The sequence below is a fragment of the Sinorhizobium prairiense genome, assembly GCF_029201645.2.
In the GTDB taxonomy this organism is placed as follows: domain Bacteria; phylum Pseudomonadota; class Alphaproteobacteria; order Rhizobiales; family Rhizobiaceae; genus Sinorhizobium; species Sinorhizobium meliloti_A.
In genome coordinates this window covers 1,999,616-2,018,164 of the sequence record NZ_CP104131.1, presented here as the reverse complement: position 1 = coordinate 2,018,164, position 18,549 = coordinate 1,999,616, and the positions used below count along the sequence as shown (strand labels likewise).

At 63.0% G+C, this 18,549-nt stretch carries 14 protein-coding genes and 3 pseudogenes; 11 read left to right on the top strand and 6 right to left on the bottom strand.

Translation table 11 applies throughout. The features are described 5' to 3' along the window. Positions 1-60: 60 nt before the first annotated feature. A complete protein-coding gene (locus tag N0Q91_RS12400; RefSeq protein ID WP_080662060.1) occupies positions 61-210 on the bottom strand; it encodes a hypothetical protein in 150 nt (49 codons plus the stop codon). 414 nt (positions 211-624) lie between these two features. Here N0Q91_RS12400 and cysS point away from each other — a divergent pair, with 414 nt between their 5' ends. The 7 genes and pseudogenes from cysS (at position 625) to rarD (ending at position 7,316) form a co-directional block, all read left to right on the top strand. Further along, positions 625-2,025, top strand: a complete 1,401-nt coding sequence (gene cysS / locus N0Q91_RS12395) for a cysteine--tRNA ligase (protein ID WP_275596534.1) — start codon at positions 625-627, stop codon at positions 2,023-2,025. 49 nt (positions 2,026-2,074) lie between these two features. Continuing rightward, positions 2,075-2,557 carry a GFA family protein gene (locus N0Q91_RS12390; RefSeq protein WP_018094632.1) on the top strand — a complete coding sequence of 161 codons (483 nt, stop codon included), beginning with the start codon at positions 2,075-2,077 and terminating at the stop codon, positions 2,555-2,557. Beyond that, the gene (locus N0Q91_RS12385) at positions 2,554-3,033 is read left to right on the top strand and encodes a GFA family protein (protein WP_275596533.1); all 480 of its coding nucleotides are present in this window, start codon (positions 2,554-2,556) and stop codon (positions 3,031-3,033) included. The genes N0Q91_RS12390 and N0Q91_RS12385 overlap by 4 nt, the downstream gene beginning before the upstream one ends. Next, positions 3,030-3,531 (top strand): annotated as a pseudogene (locus tag N0Q91_RS12380) (GFA family protein). Before N0Q91_RS12385 ends, N0Q91_RS12380 begins: the two are co-directional and overlap by 4 nt. Then, complete coding sequence (gene pip, locus N0Q91_RS12375; protein WP_275596532.1) at positions 3,528-4,490, top strand: prolyl aminopeptidase; 963 nt, start codon at positions 3,528-3,530, stop codon at positions 4,488-4,490. Before N0Q91_RS12380 ends, pip begins: the two are co-directional and overlap by 4 nt. Positions 4,491-4,544: 54 nt before the next feature. Continuing rightward, positions 4,545-6,162 (top strand): annotated as a pseudogene (gene cimA, locus N0Q91_RS12370) (citramalate synthase). Positions 6,163-6,374: 212 nt separating this feature from the next. Further along, positions 6,375-7,316: an EamA family transporter RarD gene (gene rarD / locus N0Q91_RS12365; protein WP_275596531.1), complete on the top strand. Its 942-nt coding sequence runs from the start codon at positions 6,375-6,377 to the stop codon at positions 7,314-7,316. A 124-nt stretch (positions 7,317-7,440) separates the two neighbouring features. On the opposite strand, the gene N0Q91_RS12360 is transcribed toward rarD, so the two are convergent. After that, the gene (locus tag N0Q91_RS12360) at positions 7,441-8,058 is read right to left on the bottom strand and encodes an LOG family protein (RefSeq protein WP_275596530.1); all 618 of its coding nucleotides are present in this window, start codon (positions 8,056-8,058) and stop codon (positions 7,441-7,443) included. 242 nt (positions 8,059-8,300) lie between these two features. Between N0Q91_RS12360 and N0Q91_RS12355 the strand changes: the two genes are divergently transcribed. From N0Q91_RS12355 to pssA, 4 genes are all read left to right on the top strand, one after another. Then, positions 8,301-10,010 (top strand): LysM peptidoglycan-binding domain-containing protein, encoded by a 1,710-nt coding sequence (locus N0Q91_RS12355; RefSeq protein WP_275596529.1) that lies wholly within the window; start codon positions 8,301-8,303, stop codon positions 10,008-10,010. Positions 10,011-10,294: 284 nt separating this feature from the next. Further along, positions 10,295-12,178: an ABCB family ABC transporter ATP-binding protein/permease gene (locus tag N0Q91_RS12350; protein ID WP_275596528.1), complete on the top strand. Its 1,884-nt coding sequence runs from the start codon at positions 10,295-10,297 to the stop codon at positions 12,176-12,178. Between the two features lie 105 nt (positions 12,179-12,283). Continuing rightward, positions 12,284-12,982 carry a phosphatidylserine decarboxylase gene (locus N0Q91_RS12345; RefSeq protein WP_018094641.1) on the top strand — a complete coding sequence of 233 codons (699 nt, stop codon included), beginning with the start codon at positions 12,284-12,286 and terminating at the stop codon, positions 12,980-12,982. 9 nt (positions 12,983-12,991) lie between these two features. Then, positions 12,992-13,867: a CDP-diacylglycerol--serine O-phosphatidyltransferase gene (pssA, locus tag N0Q91_RS12340; RefSeq protein ID WP_275596527.1), complete on the top strand. Its 876-nt coding sequence runs from the start codon at positions 12,992-12,994 to the stop codon at positions 13,865-13,867. Positions 13,868-13,985: 118 nt separating this feature from the next. Here the strand turns inward: pssA and N0Q91_RS12335 are convergent, their stop codons facing one another. From N0Q91_RS12335 to radA, 4 genes and pseudogenes are all read right to left on the bottom strand, one after another. Further along, on the bottom strand, positions 13,986-14,726 hold the full coding sequence (locus tag N0Q91_RS12335; RefSeq protein WP_100672095.1) for an SDR family NAD(P)-dependent oxidoreductase: 741 nt from the start codon (positions 14,724-14,726) through the stop codon (positions 13,986-13,988). An 11-nt stretch (positions 14,727-14,737) separates the two neighbouring features. Next, positions 14,738-16,228 carry an amidophosphoribosyltransferase gene (purF, locus tag N0Q91_RS12330; protein WP_275596526.1) on the bottom strand — a complete coding sequence of 497 codons (1,491 nt, stop codon included), beginning with the start codon at positions 16,226-16,228 and terminating at the stop codon, positions 14,738-14,740. Positions 16,229-16,374: 146 nt separating this feature from the next. Beyond that, on the bottom strand, positions 16,375-16,974 hold the full coding sequence (locus tag N0Q91_RS12325) for a CvpA family protein (protein WP_018094645.1): 600 nt from the start codon (positions 16,972-16,974) through the stop codon (positions 16,375-16,377). A 75-nt stretch (positions 16,975-17,049) separates the two neighbouring features. After that, a pseudogene (gene radA / locus N0Q91_RS12320) lies at positions 17,050-18,452 on the bottom strand (DNA repair protein RadA). Positions 18,453-18,549 lie beyond the last annotated feature (97 nt).

Genomic DNA, 18,549 nt, shown 5'->3' with positions numbered 1-18,549 from the left:
CGGCCACCTTCTCCCCGCAAGCGGGGCGAAGGGGACGCGCGGCGCTGCCCCAGGTCGGAACTAAGCCGAACGCTTCGCGATCTTCTTGTCAGCCGGTTTAGCCCTGACTTGCAGCGCGGCTGCGAGGACGGCCTTCAGGCCAAGTGGGCGGTATTTCGTCAGCAGATCGGATGGCGGCGGGTTGCGTTCGGCAATTTTGGCGGCCTTCATTGCATGTCTTCCTTGGTGTTTTCCCTATCGGGAGCATTAGCCCTCGTGAATTTTCAACGAAAACCATGTCCCTGTTGTTCCTCGGGAAACAGGACCTGATGCCGTGCCGGGCTGCATTGGCGTATCTCCTTCCCCTCTGACGATTTCCAGATAAGCCAAATCGTGACAAATCCATGGCCGTCATGGTTGCAGAATGCCGACTTTCGCTTGCACGTGGCTCGCCTCTTGACCGGCGCCGGGTGACGCGCGATAAGGGTCGCCATGAAAACGGTTATCTGCATTATTTGCCGGAAGATTATTCGCTAGCGAACCGCTGGCCTGGCCGTTTTCGTCTCCAAAAATCCAAGATGACAAACGCGCGGGGCCACCCGGCGATTATATTGCGACGGCAGCATGCAGACTTGGAGATCTGGGATGGGCGGAATGCCGATTTTGAAACTGTACAACACGCTGACGCGGGAAAAGGCCGAATTCCGGCCGATCGATCCTCAGAACGTCCGCATGTATGTCTGCGGCCCGACGGTCTACGACTATGCCCATATCGGCAATGCACGGCCGATCATCGTATTCGACGTCCTGTTCCGGCTGCTTCGTCACGTCTATGGCGCGGATCACGTCATTTATGCTCGCAACATCACCGATGTGGACGACAAGATCAACGCGCGGGCATTGCGCGACTATCCCGGGCTGCCGCTGAACGAGGCGATCCGGCATGTGACCGAGAAGACCGAGACGCAGTTCCTCGAAGATGCGGCGGTGCTCGGCTGCCTCGAGCCCACCGTGCAACCGCGCGCGACCGAAAACATCGCCGGGATGATCGAAATCATCGAAAAGCTGATCGCCAAGGGCCATGCCTACGAGGCCGAGGGAGAGGTGCTCTTCGATACACGGTCGATGGACGATTACGGCCAGCTTTCCAAGCGCAATCTCGACGAGCAGCAGGCCGGTGCCCGTGTCGCCGTCGAGGCGCACAAGAAAAACCCGGGCGATTTCGTGCTCTGGAAGCTTTCCGCCGAGCACGAGCCGGGCTGGGACAGCCCCTGGGGCCGCGGGCGGCCGGGCTGGCACATCGAATGCTCGGCGATGAGCGGGCGCTATCTCGGCGACGTGTTCGACATCCACGGCGGCGGCATCGACCTGATCTTCCCGCATCACGAAAACGAGCTCGCCCAGTCCCGTTGTGCCCACGGCACCGAGATGATGGCGAATGTCTGGATGCACAACGGCTTCCTGCAGGTCGAAGGCCGCAAGATGTCGAAGTCCGAGGGCAATTTCATCACTATCTACGAGCTTCTTCACACGGAAAAATTCGGCGGCCGCAGATGGCCCGGCGAGGTCCTTCGGCTGGCGATGCTGATGACCCATTACCGCGAACCGATCGACTTCTCGATCAAGCGGCTGGAGGAGGCCGAGCATCTGCTGTCGAAATGGCCGGTCTACGGCGACGCTGCAGGCGAGGCGGACCCGGCCGTCGTCACCGCCCTGGCCGACGACCTCAACACCGTGGCGGCCATTCAGGCGCTGCATGCATTGGCGCAAAAGGCTTCCGCCGATTCGCGTCATCTCGGGGCCTTCGCCGCGAGCGCGGCGCTTCTCGGGGTGGTGCCGAAGGAGGTCGAACTCGACGAGGCGGTCGTTCACGAGATCGATGGCCGTGTACGTGAGCGTCTGGAGCTTCTGAAGGCCAAGAACTACGCGCAGGCTGACGGCATCCGCGCCGATCTCCTGGCGAGAGGCATCCAGCTCAAGGACGGCAAGGATCCCGAGACCGGCGAAAGAGTGACCACCTGGGAGGTGAAGCGGTCTCAGGTCTAGTTTCAGGATGTTGGCGCTGCCGGCACGCCGGAGGAAAGAGGAGGGCGAGATGGCTGACGAGATCCATATGGGCGGATGCCAGTGTGGCGCGGTCCGCTTCCGCGTCGAGGGAAAACTCGGCGATGCTTCCGTCTGCCATTGCCGCATGTGCCAGAAGGCGAGCGGCAATTTCTACCTCCCGCTCGTTTCCGTACGCGGCGCGAAGCTCGTATGGACCCGCGGCGAGCGCAAGCGCTTCCGGTCTTCGAATGTGGTTTGGCGCGGCTTCTGCGGCGACTGCGGAACACCGCTGACCTACGAGGCGCCGGACGGCATGGCGCTCGCGATCGCTGCATTCGACAGGCCGGAAGGCATCGTGCCGACCATCCAATGGGGCGTCGAAGGAAAACTGCCCTATGTCGATCATGTATCCGAGCTGCCCGGCGAAGAGACCATGGCCGACGCCGAGGCTGTCGCCTTTCTTGCCGACCTCGTTTCCTATCAGCACCCCGACCACGACACCGAAACCTGGCCACCGGAGGAAAAAGGATGAGCAATACCGTCAGGACTGGAGGCTGCCAGTGCGGGGCCGTTCGCTTCCGCATCCACGGAGAGCTCGGGCGCCCCTCGATCTGCCATTGCCGCATGTGCCAGAAACAGTTCGGCTCGTTCTTCTCCGCCTTGGTAACCGCGCCGAAGGACGGGGTCGAGTGGATCCGTGACGAGCCGAGCTATTTCCAGTCATCGGTCAATATCGATCGCGGCTTCTGCCCGAAATGCGGTACGCCGATGACCTATCGGCATCCCGGCGGCCTCGAAATCGCCATAGGCGCCTTCGACGACCGCTCCGATCTCGCGCCGAAAATTCAGGTCAATTACCAGTCCCGGCTTCCCTGGGTCGAATCGATCTTCGAGCAGCCGGTTCACCACGATGCCGACTATTATGGGCGGCAGGAGCAGATCATCTCGTTTCAGCATCCGGACCATGAGACGGAGCAGTGGCCTCCGGGCGGAGTCTGGGCACGATGATCGGACGCATCTTCACCGGCGGCTGCCAGTGCGGCGCGGTGCGCTACCGCGCCGAGGGCACGCTGGACGATCCGCATATCTGTCATTGCCGCATGTGCCAGAAGGCGGCGGGCAACTACTTTCTGCCGCTCGCCAATATCGCGCGCGAAGATTTCCGCATCGTGCGCGGCCAGCCCGCCTGGTACCGTTCGTCAGATCTCGTGCGCCGCGGCTTTTGCCGCGATTGCGGGACGCCGCTCTTCTATGACATGCCGCATGCGAGCTTCCTGAACATCGCGCTCGGTTCGCTCGACGATCCGGATGACGTCCAGCCGGTCTACCAGTCCGGCGTCGAGTTCGCGGATGTTCTGGTTTTCGCATCTGCCGCAGCTTCCCGAAACAGAGACCGACGACGGCAGCGAAGCGGCCGCAGAGCGCCATCTCATAGTCCTGGAATCCAACCGCCAGCACCCCGACTACGACACGGTGCACTGGCCGCCCGAGGAAGATCTATCGTGAGTTCTCCATTGCGTACCCTCTATCCCGAAATCGAACCCTATGCATCCGGGCACCTCGATGTGGGCGACGGCCATTCGATCTATTGGGAACGGGCGGGCACGCCCGGCGCCAAGCCGGCGGTCTTCCTCCACGGCGGCCCGGGCGGTACGATTTCGCCGAACCACCGCCGGCTCTTCGATCCGTCGCTCTACGATGTGATGCTGTTCGACCAGCGCGGCTGCGGCAGGTCGACGCCGCATGCAGAGATCGAGGCCAACACGACCTGGCACCTCGTGGCCGATATCGAACGGCTGCGGGAATTTTGCGGGGTTGGCAAGTGGCTCGTCTTTGGCGGCTCCTGGGGCTCGACGCTGGCCTTGGCCTATGCCGAGACCTATCCTGAGCGGGTAAGCGAGCTCGTCGTCAGGGGCATTTACACCCTGACCAAGGCCGAGCTCGACTGGTACTATCAGTTCGGCGTCTCGGAAATGTTCCCCGACAAGTGGGAACGCTTCATCGCGCCGATCCCGCCGGAAGAACGCCACGAGATGATGCGGGCCTATCACCGCCGCCTGACAAGCGAGGACCGCGCGACGCGGCTTGCCGCGGCCAAGGCCTGGAGCATCTGGGAGGGGGAGACCATTACGCTTCTGCCGGAGCCGGACACCAGCACGCCCTTCGAGGAGGACGAATACGCTCATGCGTTCGCCCGCATCGAAAACCATTTCTTCGTCAATGCCGGCTGGCTGGAAGACGGGCAATTGCTGCGCGATGCCCATAAGCTCCGCGGAATTCCGGGCGTGATCGTGCATGGCCGCTACGACATGCCATGCCCGGCAAAATATGCCTGGCAGCTGCACAAGGCCTGGCCGCAAGCCGAATTCCACCTCATCGAGGGGGCGGGGCATGCCTATTCGGAGCCGGGCATTCTCGACCGGCTCATCCGGGCGACCGATAAATTTGCCGGCAAGACCGAATAGGGCGGGTGCGAAGAACCCGCAATCGATCAGTGATTTGTACGTTGGAACCGAGACATGACCAGGGAACGCATCTATCTCTTCGACACGACGCTTCGGGACGGGCAGCAGACGCCGGGCATCGACTTTTCCGTCGAGGATAAGATCGCGATTGCGGCGCTGCTCGATCAATTCGGCATGGACTATGTCGAGGGCGGATATCCCGGCGCCAATCCCACGGACACGGAGTTCTTCAAGTGCCGGCGCACCGACAAGGCCTCCTTCGTCGCCTTCGGCATGACCAAGCGCGCCGGCGTCTCCGCTTCCAACGACCCGGGACTGAGCGCGCTGCTGAGCGCCAAGAGCGATGCGATCTGTCTTGTCGCCAAGAGCTGGGATTATCATGTCGAGGTGGCGCTCGGTTGCACGAACGAGGAAAATCTCGACAATATCCGCGCATCCGTGAAGGCGGTCGTCGAGTTCCGGGCGCGAGGCGATGGTCGATTGCGAGCATTTCTTCGACGGCTACAAGGCGAATCCCGCCTATGCGCTCGCCTGCACGAAAACGGCTTTCGAGGCGGGCGCGCGCTGGGTCGTCCTTTGCGACACCAATGGCGGCACGCAGCCGGGCGAGATCCGCGAGATCGTCTCGGCCGTGATTGCGGCGGGAGTGCCCGGTGCAAATCTCGGCATCCATGCGCATAATGATACGGGGCAGGCGGTGGCCAACTCGTTGGCTGCGGTCGAAGCCGGCGTTCGCCAGATCCAGGGCACGCTCAACGGCATCGGGGAACGCTGCGGCAACGCCAATCTCGTGACGTTGATTGCGACGCTTGCCCTGAAGGAAACCTATTCGAACCGTTTCGAGACGGGGATCGACGCCGAGAGGCTCCAGGAGCTGACCAAGCTCGCCCATGCCTTCGACGAATTGCTCAACCGCTCTCCCGATCACCAGGCTCCCTATGTCGGCGCTTCGGCTTTTGCCACCAAGGCCGGCATTCACGCCTCCGCCTTGCTCAAGGACCCGAGAACCTACGAGCATGTCGCACCGGAAAGCGTCGGCAACCTGCGCAAGGTCATGGTCTCCGATCAGGGAGGCAAGGCCAATTTCATCAATGCCCTCAAGCGGCGCGGCATCACGGTCTCCAAGGACGATCCGCGGCTCGACAAGCTGATCTCGATCGTCAAGGAACGCGAGGCGACGGGCTATGCCTATGAAGGTGCGGATGCGAGCTTCACGCTCCTCGCGAGCCGTATTCTCGGCACCGTGCCCGACTTCTTCCGGGTGGAGAGCTTCCGCGTGATGGTCGAACGCCGCTTCGACGCGAACGGCAAGCTGAAGACGGTATCGGAGGCCGTGGTCAGGGTGATCGTCGACGGCGAAACGATGATGTCGGTCGCCGAGGGGCACGGCCCGGTCAACGCGCTCGACCTCGCGCTTCGCAAGGATCTCGGCAAGTACCAGTCCGAGATCGCCGATCTGGAACTTGCCGATTACAAGGTGCGCATCCTCAACGGCGGCACCGAGGCCGTCACCCGCGTTCTGATCGAATCGACGGATCGCTCAGGGGCGCGCTGGTGGACGGTCGGCGTGTCCGACAACATCATCGACGCCTCATTTCAGGCATTGATGGACAGTATCGTCTACAAGCTGCTCAAAAACCGCGATCAGGTCGGATCGATCGCGGCCGAGTAGTTTGGATCACGATGAATTCGGGTTGCGCGGGATGTCCGGTTCCGTCGTATCAACGCCGTTCATCCATCGGTTCACGGAAATGAATTGGTGCATCACCGTCCGTTGGAGTAGGACGCAGGAGGACTGACGGCAATTGCTCCCGAGAGGGTTGGCCGTCGATTGCGACCGGAGCGCTTCCCGCTCGGCTCCGGTGGAATTTCAGGATCAAAATCATGGCCGAGCCGAACGCGAATTTGCCCGCAGAGAATGTCGATTCGCCGAAGGGTTTCGCCTTCGCGCTGGCAGCCTACCTGTTGTGGGGTTTCCTGCCTTTTTTCATGAAGGCGGTGTCGCATATCCCTGCGGCGGAAGTGGTGGCGCATCGTATCGTCTGGTCGGTACCGCTCGCAGGCCTCGTGCTCGTGTGGCTCGGCCGCACGCAGGACGTGAAGGTAGCGCTGCGCTCTCCACGCGTGCTGATGATGGCCACGATCACGGCGGCTCTCATCACGGTCAACTGGGGCATCTATGTCTGGGCGATCGGGGCGGGGCGGGCCATCGAGACCGCGCTCGGCTACTATATCAACCCTCTGTTCTCCATCTTCCTCGGTGCGCTGCTGCTGAAGGAAAGGCCAAATCCGGCGCAGATGGTGGCGATCGGCCTCGCCGCGCTCGCCGTGGGCGTGCTTGCCTTCGACGCGGGCGGTCTTCCCTGGGTTTCGATCGGGCTGTGCTTTTCCTGGGGTTTCTATGCGTTCTTCCGGAAGACGCTGCCGGTCGGGCCGAACCAGGGCTTCTTCCTCGAAGTCTTGCTGCTCAGCATCCCGGCTGCAGGCTACGTCATCTGGCTCGAGGCGACGGGGCAGGGCCACTTCCTCGGCGACGCCAACATGACGGATGTCCTGCTGCTCCTCGCCTGCGGGATCGTCACCGCCGTGCCGCTGATGATCTATGCCAATGGCGCGAAGCTGCTCCGGCTTTCGACAATCGGGATCATGCAATATATCGCTCCGACGATGATCTTCCTGATCGCGGTCTTCGTTTTCCACGAACCCTTTGGAACGGCCAAACTCGTCGCCTTCGCCCTGATCTGGGCCGCGCTCTTCATCTATTCGGGAGCGATGCTTGCGGAGAGCAGGGCGCGGCGCGCGGCTCAACCGACGCCGGCCGAATAATCGGCAGAGTCAGATCACGATGACTTCAGGTCGGATCGACCTGAAGCCATGAACGTGGTCGATTCTAAGAAGAGCGGAGATGCGGGCGGAAACCCGCACACACTTCTCCTCGTCCCGCTCTGGATCAGAGCCTGGCGATGATCTCGGCTTCGCCTTCGCGCCCGTTGGCGCGGACCGACGCAAGGATGCCGGGGATGATGTCTTCCGCACGGTCGATCACCAGCGGCTGCACGAGATGCGCGGTGTGAACGAATCCCTGGCCGCGCATGTGGTCGATCAGCTGCAGCATCGGATCCCAGAAGCCGTTGACATTGCCGAAGACCATCGGCTTCCTGTGGCGGCCGAGCTGCGCCCAGGTCATGATTTCGACGATCTCCTCGAGCGTGCCGATCCCGCCCGGAAGGGCGACGAAGGCGCCGGCGCGCTCGAACATCTTGTGCTTGCGCTCATGCATGTCGGCGGTAACGATCAATTCGTTCAGCTGGCCTAGCGAGTGACGCGTCGCTTCCTTGTCCATCAGGAATTCGGGAATGATGCCGGTCACGTGTCCGCCGGACGAAAGCACGCCGCTCGCCACGGCGCCCATGATCCCGCGCGTGCCGCCGCCATAGACGAGGCGCAGGCCATGATCGGCGATCGATTTGCCGAGGGTGCGGCCGGCCTGCATGTGGGCTTCGTCACGCCCGGGCTGAGAACCGCAATAAACGCAAACGGATAAAATCGGCGTGGTTTCCTCGTTCATGGTCCCACCAGAGATTGCAGTGCAGCACGGGTCAAGGAAAATGGACGAAAAATCTCCGGCTGTCGAGCGCCGGAATCATAGTGAGCGCTTGTATAGCACTATAAGAAACGTTAGCAATTTCAGTAATACATTGAAGAATTCGGACAGTGTGCTGCGGTTGCGCTATAATGCACCTGGCGTCGCAGCGCCGGCCGATGGGGCATGCGGGGAGCATCAAGGCGCTCCGCCCTGTGGAGAGTGGCATGATTAAGAATAAGGCCAGCTGGGTGGCGCTTGGCGTCCTGGCAATCGCGACCGCATTGATGATCTTTGTGGTTCAGCCGAATCTGCGTGAAAGCGACAAGGGGGCGGTGGCCCAATCGGGCGCAAGCGGGCAGCCCGGCCAAACGGCGGCGGCAACGAAGACCGATCCTTCCGCCCCGCAAAGCAACGCAGCACAACAAGCGACGGCGGCCTCCGGCAGCAATGGGGCCGCATCCGACCCGGTGGCGGACTGGACGGTTCCGGGGTTCGACGTCCTGCGCGTCGAACCGGACGGCTCGACGGTCGTCGCGGGCAGAGCCCAGCCCGGCACGAAGCTCGAGATCCTGAGCGGCGACACGGTCGTCGGCACCGCCAATGTCGGCGCGGGCGGCGATTTTGCCGCCGTCTTCGACAAGCCGCTCTCGGCAGGCGACCACCAGCTGACGCTCAGAAGCGTCGGCTCAGGCGGACACAGCAAGACGTCGGAGGAGGTTGCGACTGTTTCGGTACCGAAGGATTCGAGCGGGCAGCTGCTGGCGATGGTATCCAAGGCGGGCAAGGCGAGCCGGCTGATCACGACGCCGGAAGCCGAGCCGAAGCCGATGCAGGCAGCCGCCGATCCGGGCACGGTACCGGCCGGCGAGCCCGCCGGCGCTTCCGTTTCTCCCGCCTCACCGGCAACCATTCCCGGGCTGCAGGTGACTGCGGTCGAGATCGAAGGCGGCATGATGTATGTCGCAGGCAACGCCAAGCCCGGCGCCCTTGTCCGCATTTACGCGGACGACGAGCTGCTGGGTGAGGTGAAAGCCGACGACAAGGGACATTTCGTCGTCGACGGTTCGATCGAGCTCTCGGTCGGCAGCCACATCATCCGCGCCGATATGATGAACGAAGATGCAAGCAAGGTGGCGATGCGCGCCTCCGTTCCCTTCGACAGGCCGGCGGGCGCGCAGGTTGCCGCCATCGCCGGTTCGACGCTTGCAGCACCCACGACGGGTCTCGACCGTTTGAAGGCGGAAGCGGGCAAGGCGCTTACCCTTTTGAAAGCGCTTTTTGCCGACGGGAAGCAGCCCTCCGTGGAGCAGCTCGCCGCAGCCCGCTCGGCAACCGAATTCGCCCTCCAGTCGCTGGCCGAATTCAAGCCGGCCGATGGCTCCGATGCCGATTTGGCGGCAGCCGCCGCTGAAGCGTCCAAGGCGGCGACAACGGCGCTGGACGCGCTCAAGGCTGCGCCGCAGGACCCGTCAAGCGTCGCAGCGGCGGTGGAGAAGGTCGATGGCGCTCTTGGGAACGCATTGACGCGCCAGAATGTCGGCACCTCGGTGGCATCCGCCGAACCCTTGGCGGCGCAGGCGAGCGATGCCTCGAAGCAGCCGGAGCCTTCGGCAGCGGGCGAGACAAATGCAACCGTGGTCGAACAGGCGGCGGCGCCGGCTTCGGATGCGGCGAAGGAACAGCCGGCCACCATCGAGCAGGCACCGCTCAAGGAAAGCAAGACGTCGGTGATCATCCGCCGCGGCGATACGCTGTGGCAGATCTCGCGCCGCGTCTACGGTGCCGGTCTGCGCTACACCACCATCTATCTCGCCAACCGCGAACAGATCGAAAATCCGGATCTGATCCGACCGGGCCAGGTTTTCGGGGTTCCGGACGAGATGCTGTCGGAGGAAGAATCGCGGGAAATCCACCGCAAGCATATGCGACACTAGATCACGATGCTTTTGAGGTCGGTTCGACCTGAAAGCACTAACGTGATCGTTCCCAAGAGCGGGATGCGGGCGGAAAACCGCACATAGTTTTCCTCATCCCGCTCTAAGTTTGTCTTTTGCCGGCACTTCCATTGCGTTGGCGGGGAGGTGGACCTATCTGTCAGGAAAAGCGGCGTCCTCCAAAAAGGCGCCGCTTTTCATTGAAGCTGGTGCGGGATGAAGGCGCGCGACGTAGCGGTTCGCCCGCATGTCTTCGTCAATCAAATCATGAAGCGGACTGAGACGTGCCCCAGAAGAAGACGGTTTCCGCCGACAGTGCCAATCCCATCGAAACCATAGCGAATCTGTGGCCATACATGTGGCCGGCGGACCGGATCGATCTGAAGCTGAGGGTCGTCTGGGCGACGGTGATCCTGGTGATCGCCAAGGCGGTGCTCATCCTTGTCCCCTATTTCTTCAAATGGGCGACCGATGCGCTCAACAACAAGCCCGACGCGCTCGGTTTCCTGCCGCAGTTCCTGACCGGCGCCGTCATGCTGGTACTCGCCTATAATCTCGCGCGTTTGCTGCAGGCGGGCCTGAACCAGCTGCGCGACGCGCTTTTCGCCAGTGTCGGCCAGCATGCCGTCAGGCAGCTTGCCTACAAGACCTTCGTTCACATGCACCAGCTCTCGCTGCGCTTCCATCTCGAGCGGCGCACGGGCGGGCTTTCGCGCATCATCGAACGCGGCACCAAGGGCATCGAGACGATCGTCCGCTTCACGATCCTCAACAGCGTACCGACACTCATCGAGTTCCTGCTGACGGCGGTGATCTTCTGGTGGGGCTACGGCTTCACCTATCTCCTGGTGACCGCTGTCACGGTATGGCTCTACATCTGGTTCACGGTGCGTGCGAGCGACTGGCGCATCGCCATTCGACGCTCGATGAACGACAGCGACACCGATGCGAACACCAAGGCGATCGATTCGCTCCTGAATTTCGAGACCGTGAAATATTTCGGCAACGAGGAGATGGAGGCGAAGCGCTTCGACAAGTCTATGGAGCGTTACGAGCGGGCCGCGACGCAGGTCTGGACGTCGCTCGGCTGGCTGAACTTCGGCCAGGCGCTGATTTTCGGTGCCGGCACGGCGGTGATGATGACGATATCGGCGCTCGCCGTGCAGCGCGGCGAACAGACCATCGGCGACTTCGTCTTCATCAACGCGATGCTGATCCAGCTCGCGATCCCGCTGAACTTCATCGGTTTCGTCTATCGCGAAATCCGCCAGGGCCTGACCGATATCGAGCACATGTTCGATCTGCTCGACGTTCGGGCGGAGGTCGTCGACCGGCCGAACGCGAAGGAGCTGGAGATCGAAAGAGGCGCAATTTCCTTCAGGAACGTCCAATTCGCCTATGATCCGGCACGGCCGATCCTGAAAGGGATCACCTTCGATGTGCCCGCCGGAAAGACTGTCGCAGTCGTCGGCCCCTCAGGAGCCGGCAAGTCGACATTGTCGCGGCTGCTCTACCGCTTTTACGATGTCCAGGAAGGCTCGATCACTATCGACGGTCAGGACGTGCGTGACGTCACCCAGAAGAGCCTGCGCTCCGTGATCGGAATGGTGCCGCAGGACACTGTGCTTTTCAACGATACGATCGCCTACAATATTCGTTACGGCCGGGTGACTGCGAGCGATGCGGAGGTCGAGGCAGCCGCCGAGGCGGCGCAGATCGCCGATTTCATCCGTGACCTGCCGGAAGGCTTCCGCGCCATGGTGGGCGAGCGCGGCCTGAAGCTTTCGGGCGGCGAGAAGCAGCGCGTCGCGATTGCGCGAACCATCCTGAAGGCGCCGCCGATTCTGATCCTCGACGAGGCGACGTCGGCTCTGGACACGAAGACGGAACAGGAAATCCAGGCTGCGCTCGATATCGTGTCGCGCAATCGCACCACGCTCGTCATCGCCCATCGCCTGTCGACGGTCATCAACGCCGACGAGATCATCGTCCTGAAGGACGGCGTCATTGCCGAACGCGGCACCCATGGCGAACTGATCGACCGCGGCGGTCTTTATGCTTCCATGTGGAGCCGCCAGCGCGAGGCAACGCAGGCCGAAGAACAGTTGAAACGCGTGCGTGAGAGCGACGATCTCGGCATCGTCGACCGCGGAATGCCGGCGCTCTGATCGCAATGATGTTACCGCGAGTCCTCTATCTCCCGGCCTCGACATTGCCGGGCTGTCTGATTCGCGCTAGTTCACGTCGCAAAGCAAATATGGAGAGTAGAGTTCATGAGTTTGATCGACACAGTGCGCAACACGCTCGTACCGGTCCACAGGGAAGGCTACCGCTTCATTGCGATTTTCTTTGTCGTGTCGCTGGCGCTCGGCTTCCTCTGGGAGCCGCTGATGTGGATCGGCTTCGTTCTGACCGCCTGGTGCGCCTATTTCTTCCGCGATCCGGAGCGCATGACGCCGATCGACGACGATCTCGTCATCAGCCCGGCGGACGGCACCGTATCGTCGGTCGCCACCGTGACGCCGCCTGAGGAACTGGGCCTCGGATCGGAGCCGATGCTGCGCATTTCGGTCTTCATGAACGTCTTCAATTGCCACGTGAACCGCGCGCCGATGAGCGGCACGGTACGACGGATCGCCTACCGTGCCGGCAAGTTCGTGAATGCCGAGCTGGACAAGGCAAGTCAGGAAAACGAGCGCAACGGCCTCGTCATCGAAACGAAACACGGCCAGATCGGCGTAGTCCAGATCGCCGGTCTCGTGGCCCGCCGCATCCTCTGCTGGACGCGGGAGAGCGCGTCGCTCGAGGCGGGCGAGCGTTTCGGCCTCATCCGCTTCGGCTCGCGTCTCGACGTGTTCCTGCCTGCCGGTGCGGAACCGCGCGTGACGGTCGGTCAGACGGCCACCGGCGGCGAGACGGTGCTCGCCGAATTCGGGTCGGCGAAGGGCCCGGTCATCAGCCGGCGCGCGTGAGGACAGGTCATGGAAGAGCCCCGCCACGAACAATCCGCAGGAAGCCCTGAACAGTCCGCCGCTGAGCACGTGGACGCCACCGGCACCCACGACAAGGCCCGCGGGCCCCGGTTGCGGGAGATTCCGCTACGGCTGATGGTCCCGAACATGATCACGGTCCTGGCGATCTGCGCCGGCCTCTCGGGCGTCCGGCTGGCATTCGAGAATCGGTTCGAACTCGCGGTTGCGATGGTTCTCCTTGCCGCTTTCCTCGATGGCATCGACGGGCGCATCGCGCGTCTTCTAAAGGCGACCTCGAGTTTCGGGGTCCAGATGGACTCGCTTGCCGACATCATCAATTTCGGGGTCGCGCCCGCGCTCGTCCTCTACGTGTTTCTCCTCGATCAGGCGCGTTCCCTCGGCTGGATTGCGGCGCTGATCTACGCCATTGCCGTCGGTCTGAGGCTGGCGCGCTTCAACGTGATGGCGGAGCGCCAGGTCAAGGCGTCCTGGCAGTCGGAATATTTCGTCGGTGTTCCGGCGCCGGCCGGTGCGATGCTGGTTTTGCTGCCCGTCTATCTTGGCCTGCTCGGTCTTGCGCCGGAAAGGACGTTTGCGCTGATCGCGTCGGTCTATACGGTCCTTATCGCCTTCCTTATGGTCAGCCGTCTTCCTGTCTGGTCCGGCAAGTCGGAGAACCGCGTCCGCCGGGATCTGGTCCTCCCCGTCATCCTGGTCGTCGTCTTCTACGTGGCGACGCTGATGACCTATACCTGGGAGACGATGGTGGTGACTGCGATGGCCTATCTGGTGAGCCTGCCCTTCGGTGCCCGATCCTGGCAGCGCAAATATGGCGACTGGCCGGGTGGCCACGGGAACGACGGTTTGCCGGGGGACAGCGAATAGCTGATAGGTTTCCGCGCGCGGATGCCCGCCGGGGGCGGAGCATCAGTCGCCAATCACCTTCGCCCCGCTTGCGGGGAGAAGGTGGCCGGCAGGCCGGATGCGGGGAAGCGCCGCCGGCCTATTCCGGCATGCGGTAGTCGACGATCTTCTTTTCCCGAACGATGAAGAGCTTTCCCGTCTCGGTCTGCTCGGGGCCGAGCAGCGGCAACAGCGCCTGAGCCACCTCGGAGGGATGCGGTAGGGTCTCGGGATCTTCGCCGGGCACGGCCTGCGCCCGCATGGCGGTGCGCGTGGCGCCCGGATCGACGCTGAGGATGCGCAGCGGCAGGCGCTGCGTCTCGTAGGCCCAGGTGCGTGCCAGCGCCTCGACCGCAGCCTTGGAGGCGGAGTAGGGCCCCCAGAAGGGCTTGCACTTGTGCGCCGCGCTCGAGGAGAGGATGAGGGCGCGGCCGGCATCCGAACGGACGAGCAACGGTTCGAGCGAACGGATCAGGCGCCAGGTCGCGGTGACATTGATGGCCATCACCTTTTCGAAGACCTTGGCTTCCACATGGCCGATCGGCGAGATCGTGCCGAGGACGCCCGCATTGGCGACCATGATGTCGAGCTTGCCCCAGCGCTCGTTTATGGCGCCGCCGAGCTTGTCGATGGCGGCCATGTCCGACAGATCGAAGGGGACGAGCGTTGCCGAACCGCCGAAAGCCTTGATCGCGTCGTCCAGTTCTTCGAGACCGCCGAGGGTGCGGGCGCAGGCGACGACGTGGGCGCCGGCCCTGGCGAGTTCAAGAGCAGTGAAATAGCCGATCCCGCGCGATGCGCCGGTGACGACGGCGATCCGGTCTTTCAGATTGGGCGTCATGTTGTTGTTCGTTATCCGTTGCTTGCGAGAACCGAGAGTTTGCGAACGTTGCTCGCTGCCCCCTGGTCGAGAAGGCGGGTCGGGTAGTCTCCGGTGAAATAGTGATCGGTGAACTGCGGCGCCTGTGGGTTGCGCGTCTCGCCGCCGACGGCACGATAAAGCCCGTCGATAGAGAGGAATTCGAGCGAATCGGCGCCGATGAAGCGACACATCGAGGCGAGGTCGGCATGCTGGTTGGCGAGCAGTTTGTCACGGTCCGGCGTATCGATGCCGTAGAAATCCGGGTGGAAGATCATCGGGCTCGCGACGCGCACATGCACCTCGCGCGCGCCTGCGTCACGCATCATCTGGACGATCTTGACCGAAGTGGTGCCACGGACGATGGAATCGTCGACGAGCACGACGCGCTTGCCGGCGATCATCGCCCGGTTCGCAGAATGCTTGAGCTTGACGCCGAAGGCACGGATCTGCTGCGTCGGCTCGATAAAGGTCCGCCCGACATAGTGATTGCGGATGATGCCGAGTTCGAAGGGGATACCGCTTTCCTGCGCGTAGCCGATTGCAGCCGGAGTACCGCCATCCGGAACGGGCACCACGACATCCGCCTCGACGGGGGCTTCGATGGCGAGGTTCTTGCCCATGTTCTTGCGGGCGACATAGACGTTGCGGCCGCCGACGACCGAATCCGGTCGGGCGAAATAGACGTATTCGAAAAGGCAAAGGCGTTCCGGCAGCGGATTCTGCGGCTTGCGGGCATCGATGGTGATCGACCCGTCCGGCTGAATCTCGCAGATGACGATTTCGCCGTTCTCGATATCGCGAACGAACTTGGCGCCGATGATATCCAGCGCGCAGGTCTCCGAGCAGAAGATCGGCTTGCCGTCGAGTTCGCCCATGACGAGCGGGCGAATGCCGTTCGGGTCGCGGGCGGCGATGAGCTTGGTGCGCGTCAGAGCCAGCATCGAATAGCCGCCTTCGACCTGGGCGATCGCGTCGGCGAAGCGGTCGCTGGAGGAGACGTGTTTCGACCGCGCGATCAGATGCAGCACCACTTCGGTGTCGGATGTCGACTGACAGATGGCACCGTCTGCAATGATCTGGCGCCGGAGCGTCAGGCCGTTCGTAAAGTTGCCGTTGTGCGCGATTGCGATTCCGCCTTCCTGCAGCTCGGCAAACAGCGGCTGGACGTTGCGCAGGACCGTCTCACCGGTGGTGGAGTAGCGTACATGGCCGATCGACATCGAACCGGGCAGCTTCGCGAGCGTCGTGGGATCGGTATAATGGTCGCCGACGAGACCCATGCGGCGCTCCGAATAGAACTGCCGCCCGTCGAAGGTGACGATGCCGGCGGCTTCCTGCCCGCGATGCTGGAGCGCATGCAGGCCGAGCGCCGTCAGCGCGGCGGCGTCCGGATGCCCGAGAATGCCGAAAACGCCGCACTCCTCATGAAGGGTGTCGCCGTCGAGTTCGTCATGAATTTCGCTGGATCTGAGATCGGTCATCGCAATTCGCCTTTGCTACGTGCCGGTGCGCATATCGTGATCGGGCCGCCAGTCTTCAAGCGATCTTACCCGAAAACACTGACAAGCGTCATTCCAAATGGATAAAGCCCGCACAGCGGGCTTTGTCGCAAACTTTCCTGTCGATCTCAGCCGTTCGTCGCCGGCGCTTCCTCGCCGGGCGCCTGTTCCGTCTGAGCCGGCGGCGTCTCGCCTTCGCCTTCGCCGGTCGTATCCTTTCCGCGCAAGCGGTCGAGAATGGTGGCGTCGGCCTCTTCCGGCAGCAGCGCTACCAACTGATTGCCGAGATTGTCGAGCAGCGGCTTCGACTTCGCGTGGGTCACCCAGACAGGCTGCTGCTGCGGCGCCACCAGCCAGTTGAAGAACAGCATGGCGACGACGACGAGCAGAATGCCGCGAGCGGCTCCGAACAGGAAGCCGAGCGTGCGGTCGAGCGCGCCGATGCGGCTGTCGATGATGAAATCGGCCACCCGCATCGTGATGAAGGAGATGATGATCAGTGCGATCAGGAAGATTACGGCCGCCGAGCCGATCATCGCGACCGTTCCGCTGGTCGTGTACTGGCTGGCGTAGGGCAGAAGATGCGGATAGAGGAAATAGGCCGCGGCGGCTGCGCCGACCCAGCTCGCCACCGACAGAACCTCGCGCGAGAAGCCGCGAACCATCGCGAGGATGGCCGAAAACAGCGCGACGCCGAGAACGATACCGTCGAGAATTGTGATGGGCATGTTGTCCTTACTCCGACTTCACCGCCAATCGCCAGGCGGCACATCCTGTTGATGCTCCAGGGCGCGGCTATTCCGTCAGTCCTCGTCATTCGTCTGCTGCAGGGCACGCCGCGATCCCGCGATACGCGCCACCAGATCCGGCAGGCTTTCCATCTCGCTCCAGCGGCCGTTGCCGTTCTTCGGCAACTCGGTCGATGCAGATGGCAGGACGGCCTGGGAGAAACCGAGCTTCTCGGCTTCCTTGAGACGTTGGGCGGTATGCGCAACCGGCCGGACTGCACCCGACAAGCTGACTTCGCCGAAATAGACGCAATCGGCCGGCAGGGCAAGCCCGGCAAGCGACGAAACCAGTGCGGAAGCCACAGCGAGATCGGCCGCCGGTTCGGAAATGCGATAGCCGCCCGCGACATTGAGGTAGACGTCGTGCTGGCCGAGGCGAATGGCGCAATGGGCTTCCAGCACGGCGAGGATCATCGAAAGGCGGGCCGAATCCCAGCCGACCACCGCGCGGCGCGGCGTTCCGAGCGATGTCGGCGCGACCAGCGCCTGTACCTCGACAAGCACGGGCCGCGTGCCCTCCATGCCGGCGAAGACCGCGGCACCCGGCGATTTCGCGTTGCGTTCGCCGAGAAACAGCTCCGACGGGTTGGCGACCTCGCGCAGGCCCTTGTCCGACATTTCGAAAACGCCGATCTCGTCGGTCGGTCCGAAGCGGTTCTTCACCGTCCTGAGGATGCGGTAATGATGGCCGCGGTCGCCCTCGAAATAAAGGACGGCATCGACCATGTGCTCGACGACGCGCGGGCCGGCGATCTGGCCCTCCTTCGTCACGTGGCCGACCAGCACGACCGCCGTGCCCGTCTGCTTGGCGAAGCGGATCATCGCCTGCACGCCGGTGCGGACCTGCGTCACCGTGCCCGGTGCGGAGTCGACGATATCGCTCCAAAGCGTCTGGATCGAATCGATGATGACGAGGTCCGGGCGCTTGCCCTCGGAAAGCGTCGCGAGGATATCTTCGACATTCGTCTCGGCCGCAAGAAGCACGTCGCTATCGGCGGCGCCAAGCCGCTGAGCACGCAGGCGGACCTGGGCGATCGCTTCTTCGCCCGAGACATAGATCACCCGATGCTTCCGGCGGGCAAGTGCCGCGGCCGCCTGCATCAGTACGGTCGACTTGCCGATGCCCGGATCTCCGCCGACGAGCAGTGCGGATCCGCGAACGAAGCCGCCGCCGGTCACGCGATCGAGTTCCGAAATGCCGGTGTGGATGCGCGGCGCGTCTTCGATCTCTCCGGAGAGCGTGGTAAGTGCGACGGGACGCCCCTTCTTCGGCGTGCGCATGGGACCGCCGCCGATCCCCCCGTCGGGTCATCCTCGATGATCGTGTTCCACTCGCCGCAACCGTCGCACTTGCCCACCCAGCGGGAATGGACAGTGCCGCAATTCTGGCAGACGAACTGGGTGCGGGCTTTCGCCATGGATGTCGGCTTTCGGATGTTTGCGGGCGGATGGCGGAATTGCCGCCGCCCGAGAATCACTCTTGGCGGTCACATAATGCCGCGAATTCCTGATTGA

What these genes read in the sequence shown, in the direction of transcription:
- N0Q91_RS12400 (WP_080662060.1), bottom strand. Translation starts at nt 210, where the DNA reads ATGAAGGCCGCCAAAATTGCCGAACGCAACCCGCCGCCATCCGATCTG.
- cysS (WP_275596534.1), top strand. Translation starts at nt 625, where the DNA reads ATGGGCGGAATGCCGATTTTGAAACTGTACAACACGCTGACGCGGGAA.
- N0Q91_RS12390 (WP_018094632.1), top strand. Translation starts at nt 2,075, where the DNA reads ATGGCTGACGAGATCCATATGGGCGGATGCCAGTGTGGCGCGGTCCGC.
- N0Q91_RS12385 (WP_275596533.1), top strand. Translation starts at nt 2,554, where the DNA reads ATGAGCAATACCGTCAGGACTGGAGGCTGCCAGTGCGGGGCCGTTCGC.
- rarD (WP_275596531.1), top strand. Translation starts at nt 6,375, where the DNA reads ATGGCCGAGCCGAACGCGAATTTGCCCGCAGAGAATGTCGATTCGCCG.
- N0Q91_RS12360 (WP_275596530.1), bottom strand. Translation starts at nt 8,058, where the DNA reads ATGAACGAGGAAACCACGCCGATTTTATCCGTTTGCGTTTATTGCGGT.
- N0Q91_RS12355 (WP_275596529.1), top strand. Translation starts at nt 8,301, where the DNA reads ATGATTAAGAATAAGGCCAGCTGGGTGGCGCTTGGCGTCCTGGCAATC.
- N0Q91_RS12345 (WP_018094641.1), top strand. Translation starts at nt 12,284, where the DNA reads ATGAGTTTGATCGACACAGTGCGCAACACGCTCGTACCGGTCCACAGG.
- pssA (WP_275596527.1), top strand. Translation starts at nt 12,992, where the DNA reads ATGGAAGAGCCCCGCCACGAACAATCCGCAGGAAGCCCTGAACAGTCC.
- N0Q91_RS12335 (WP_100672095.1), bottom strand. Translation starts at nt 14,726, where the DNA reads ATGACGCCCAATCTGAAAGACCGGATCGCCGTCGTCACCGGCGCATCG.
- purF (WP_275596526.1), bottom strand. Translation starts at nt 16,228, where the DNA reads ATGACCGATCTCAGATCCAGCGAAATTCATGACGAACTCGACGGCGAC.
- N0Q91_RS12325 (WP_018094645.1), bottom strand. Translation starts at nt 16,974, where the DNA reads ATGCCCATCACAATTCTCGACGGTATCGTTCTCGGCGTCGCGCTGTTT.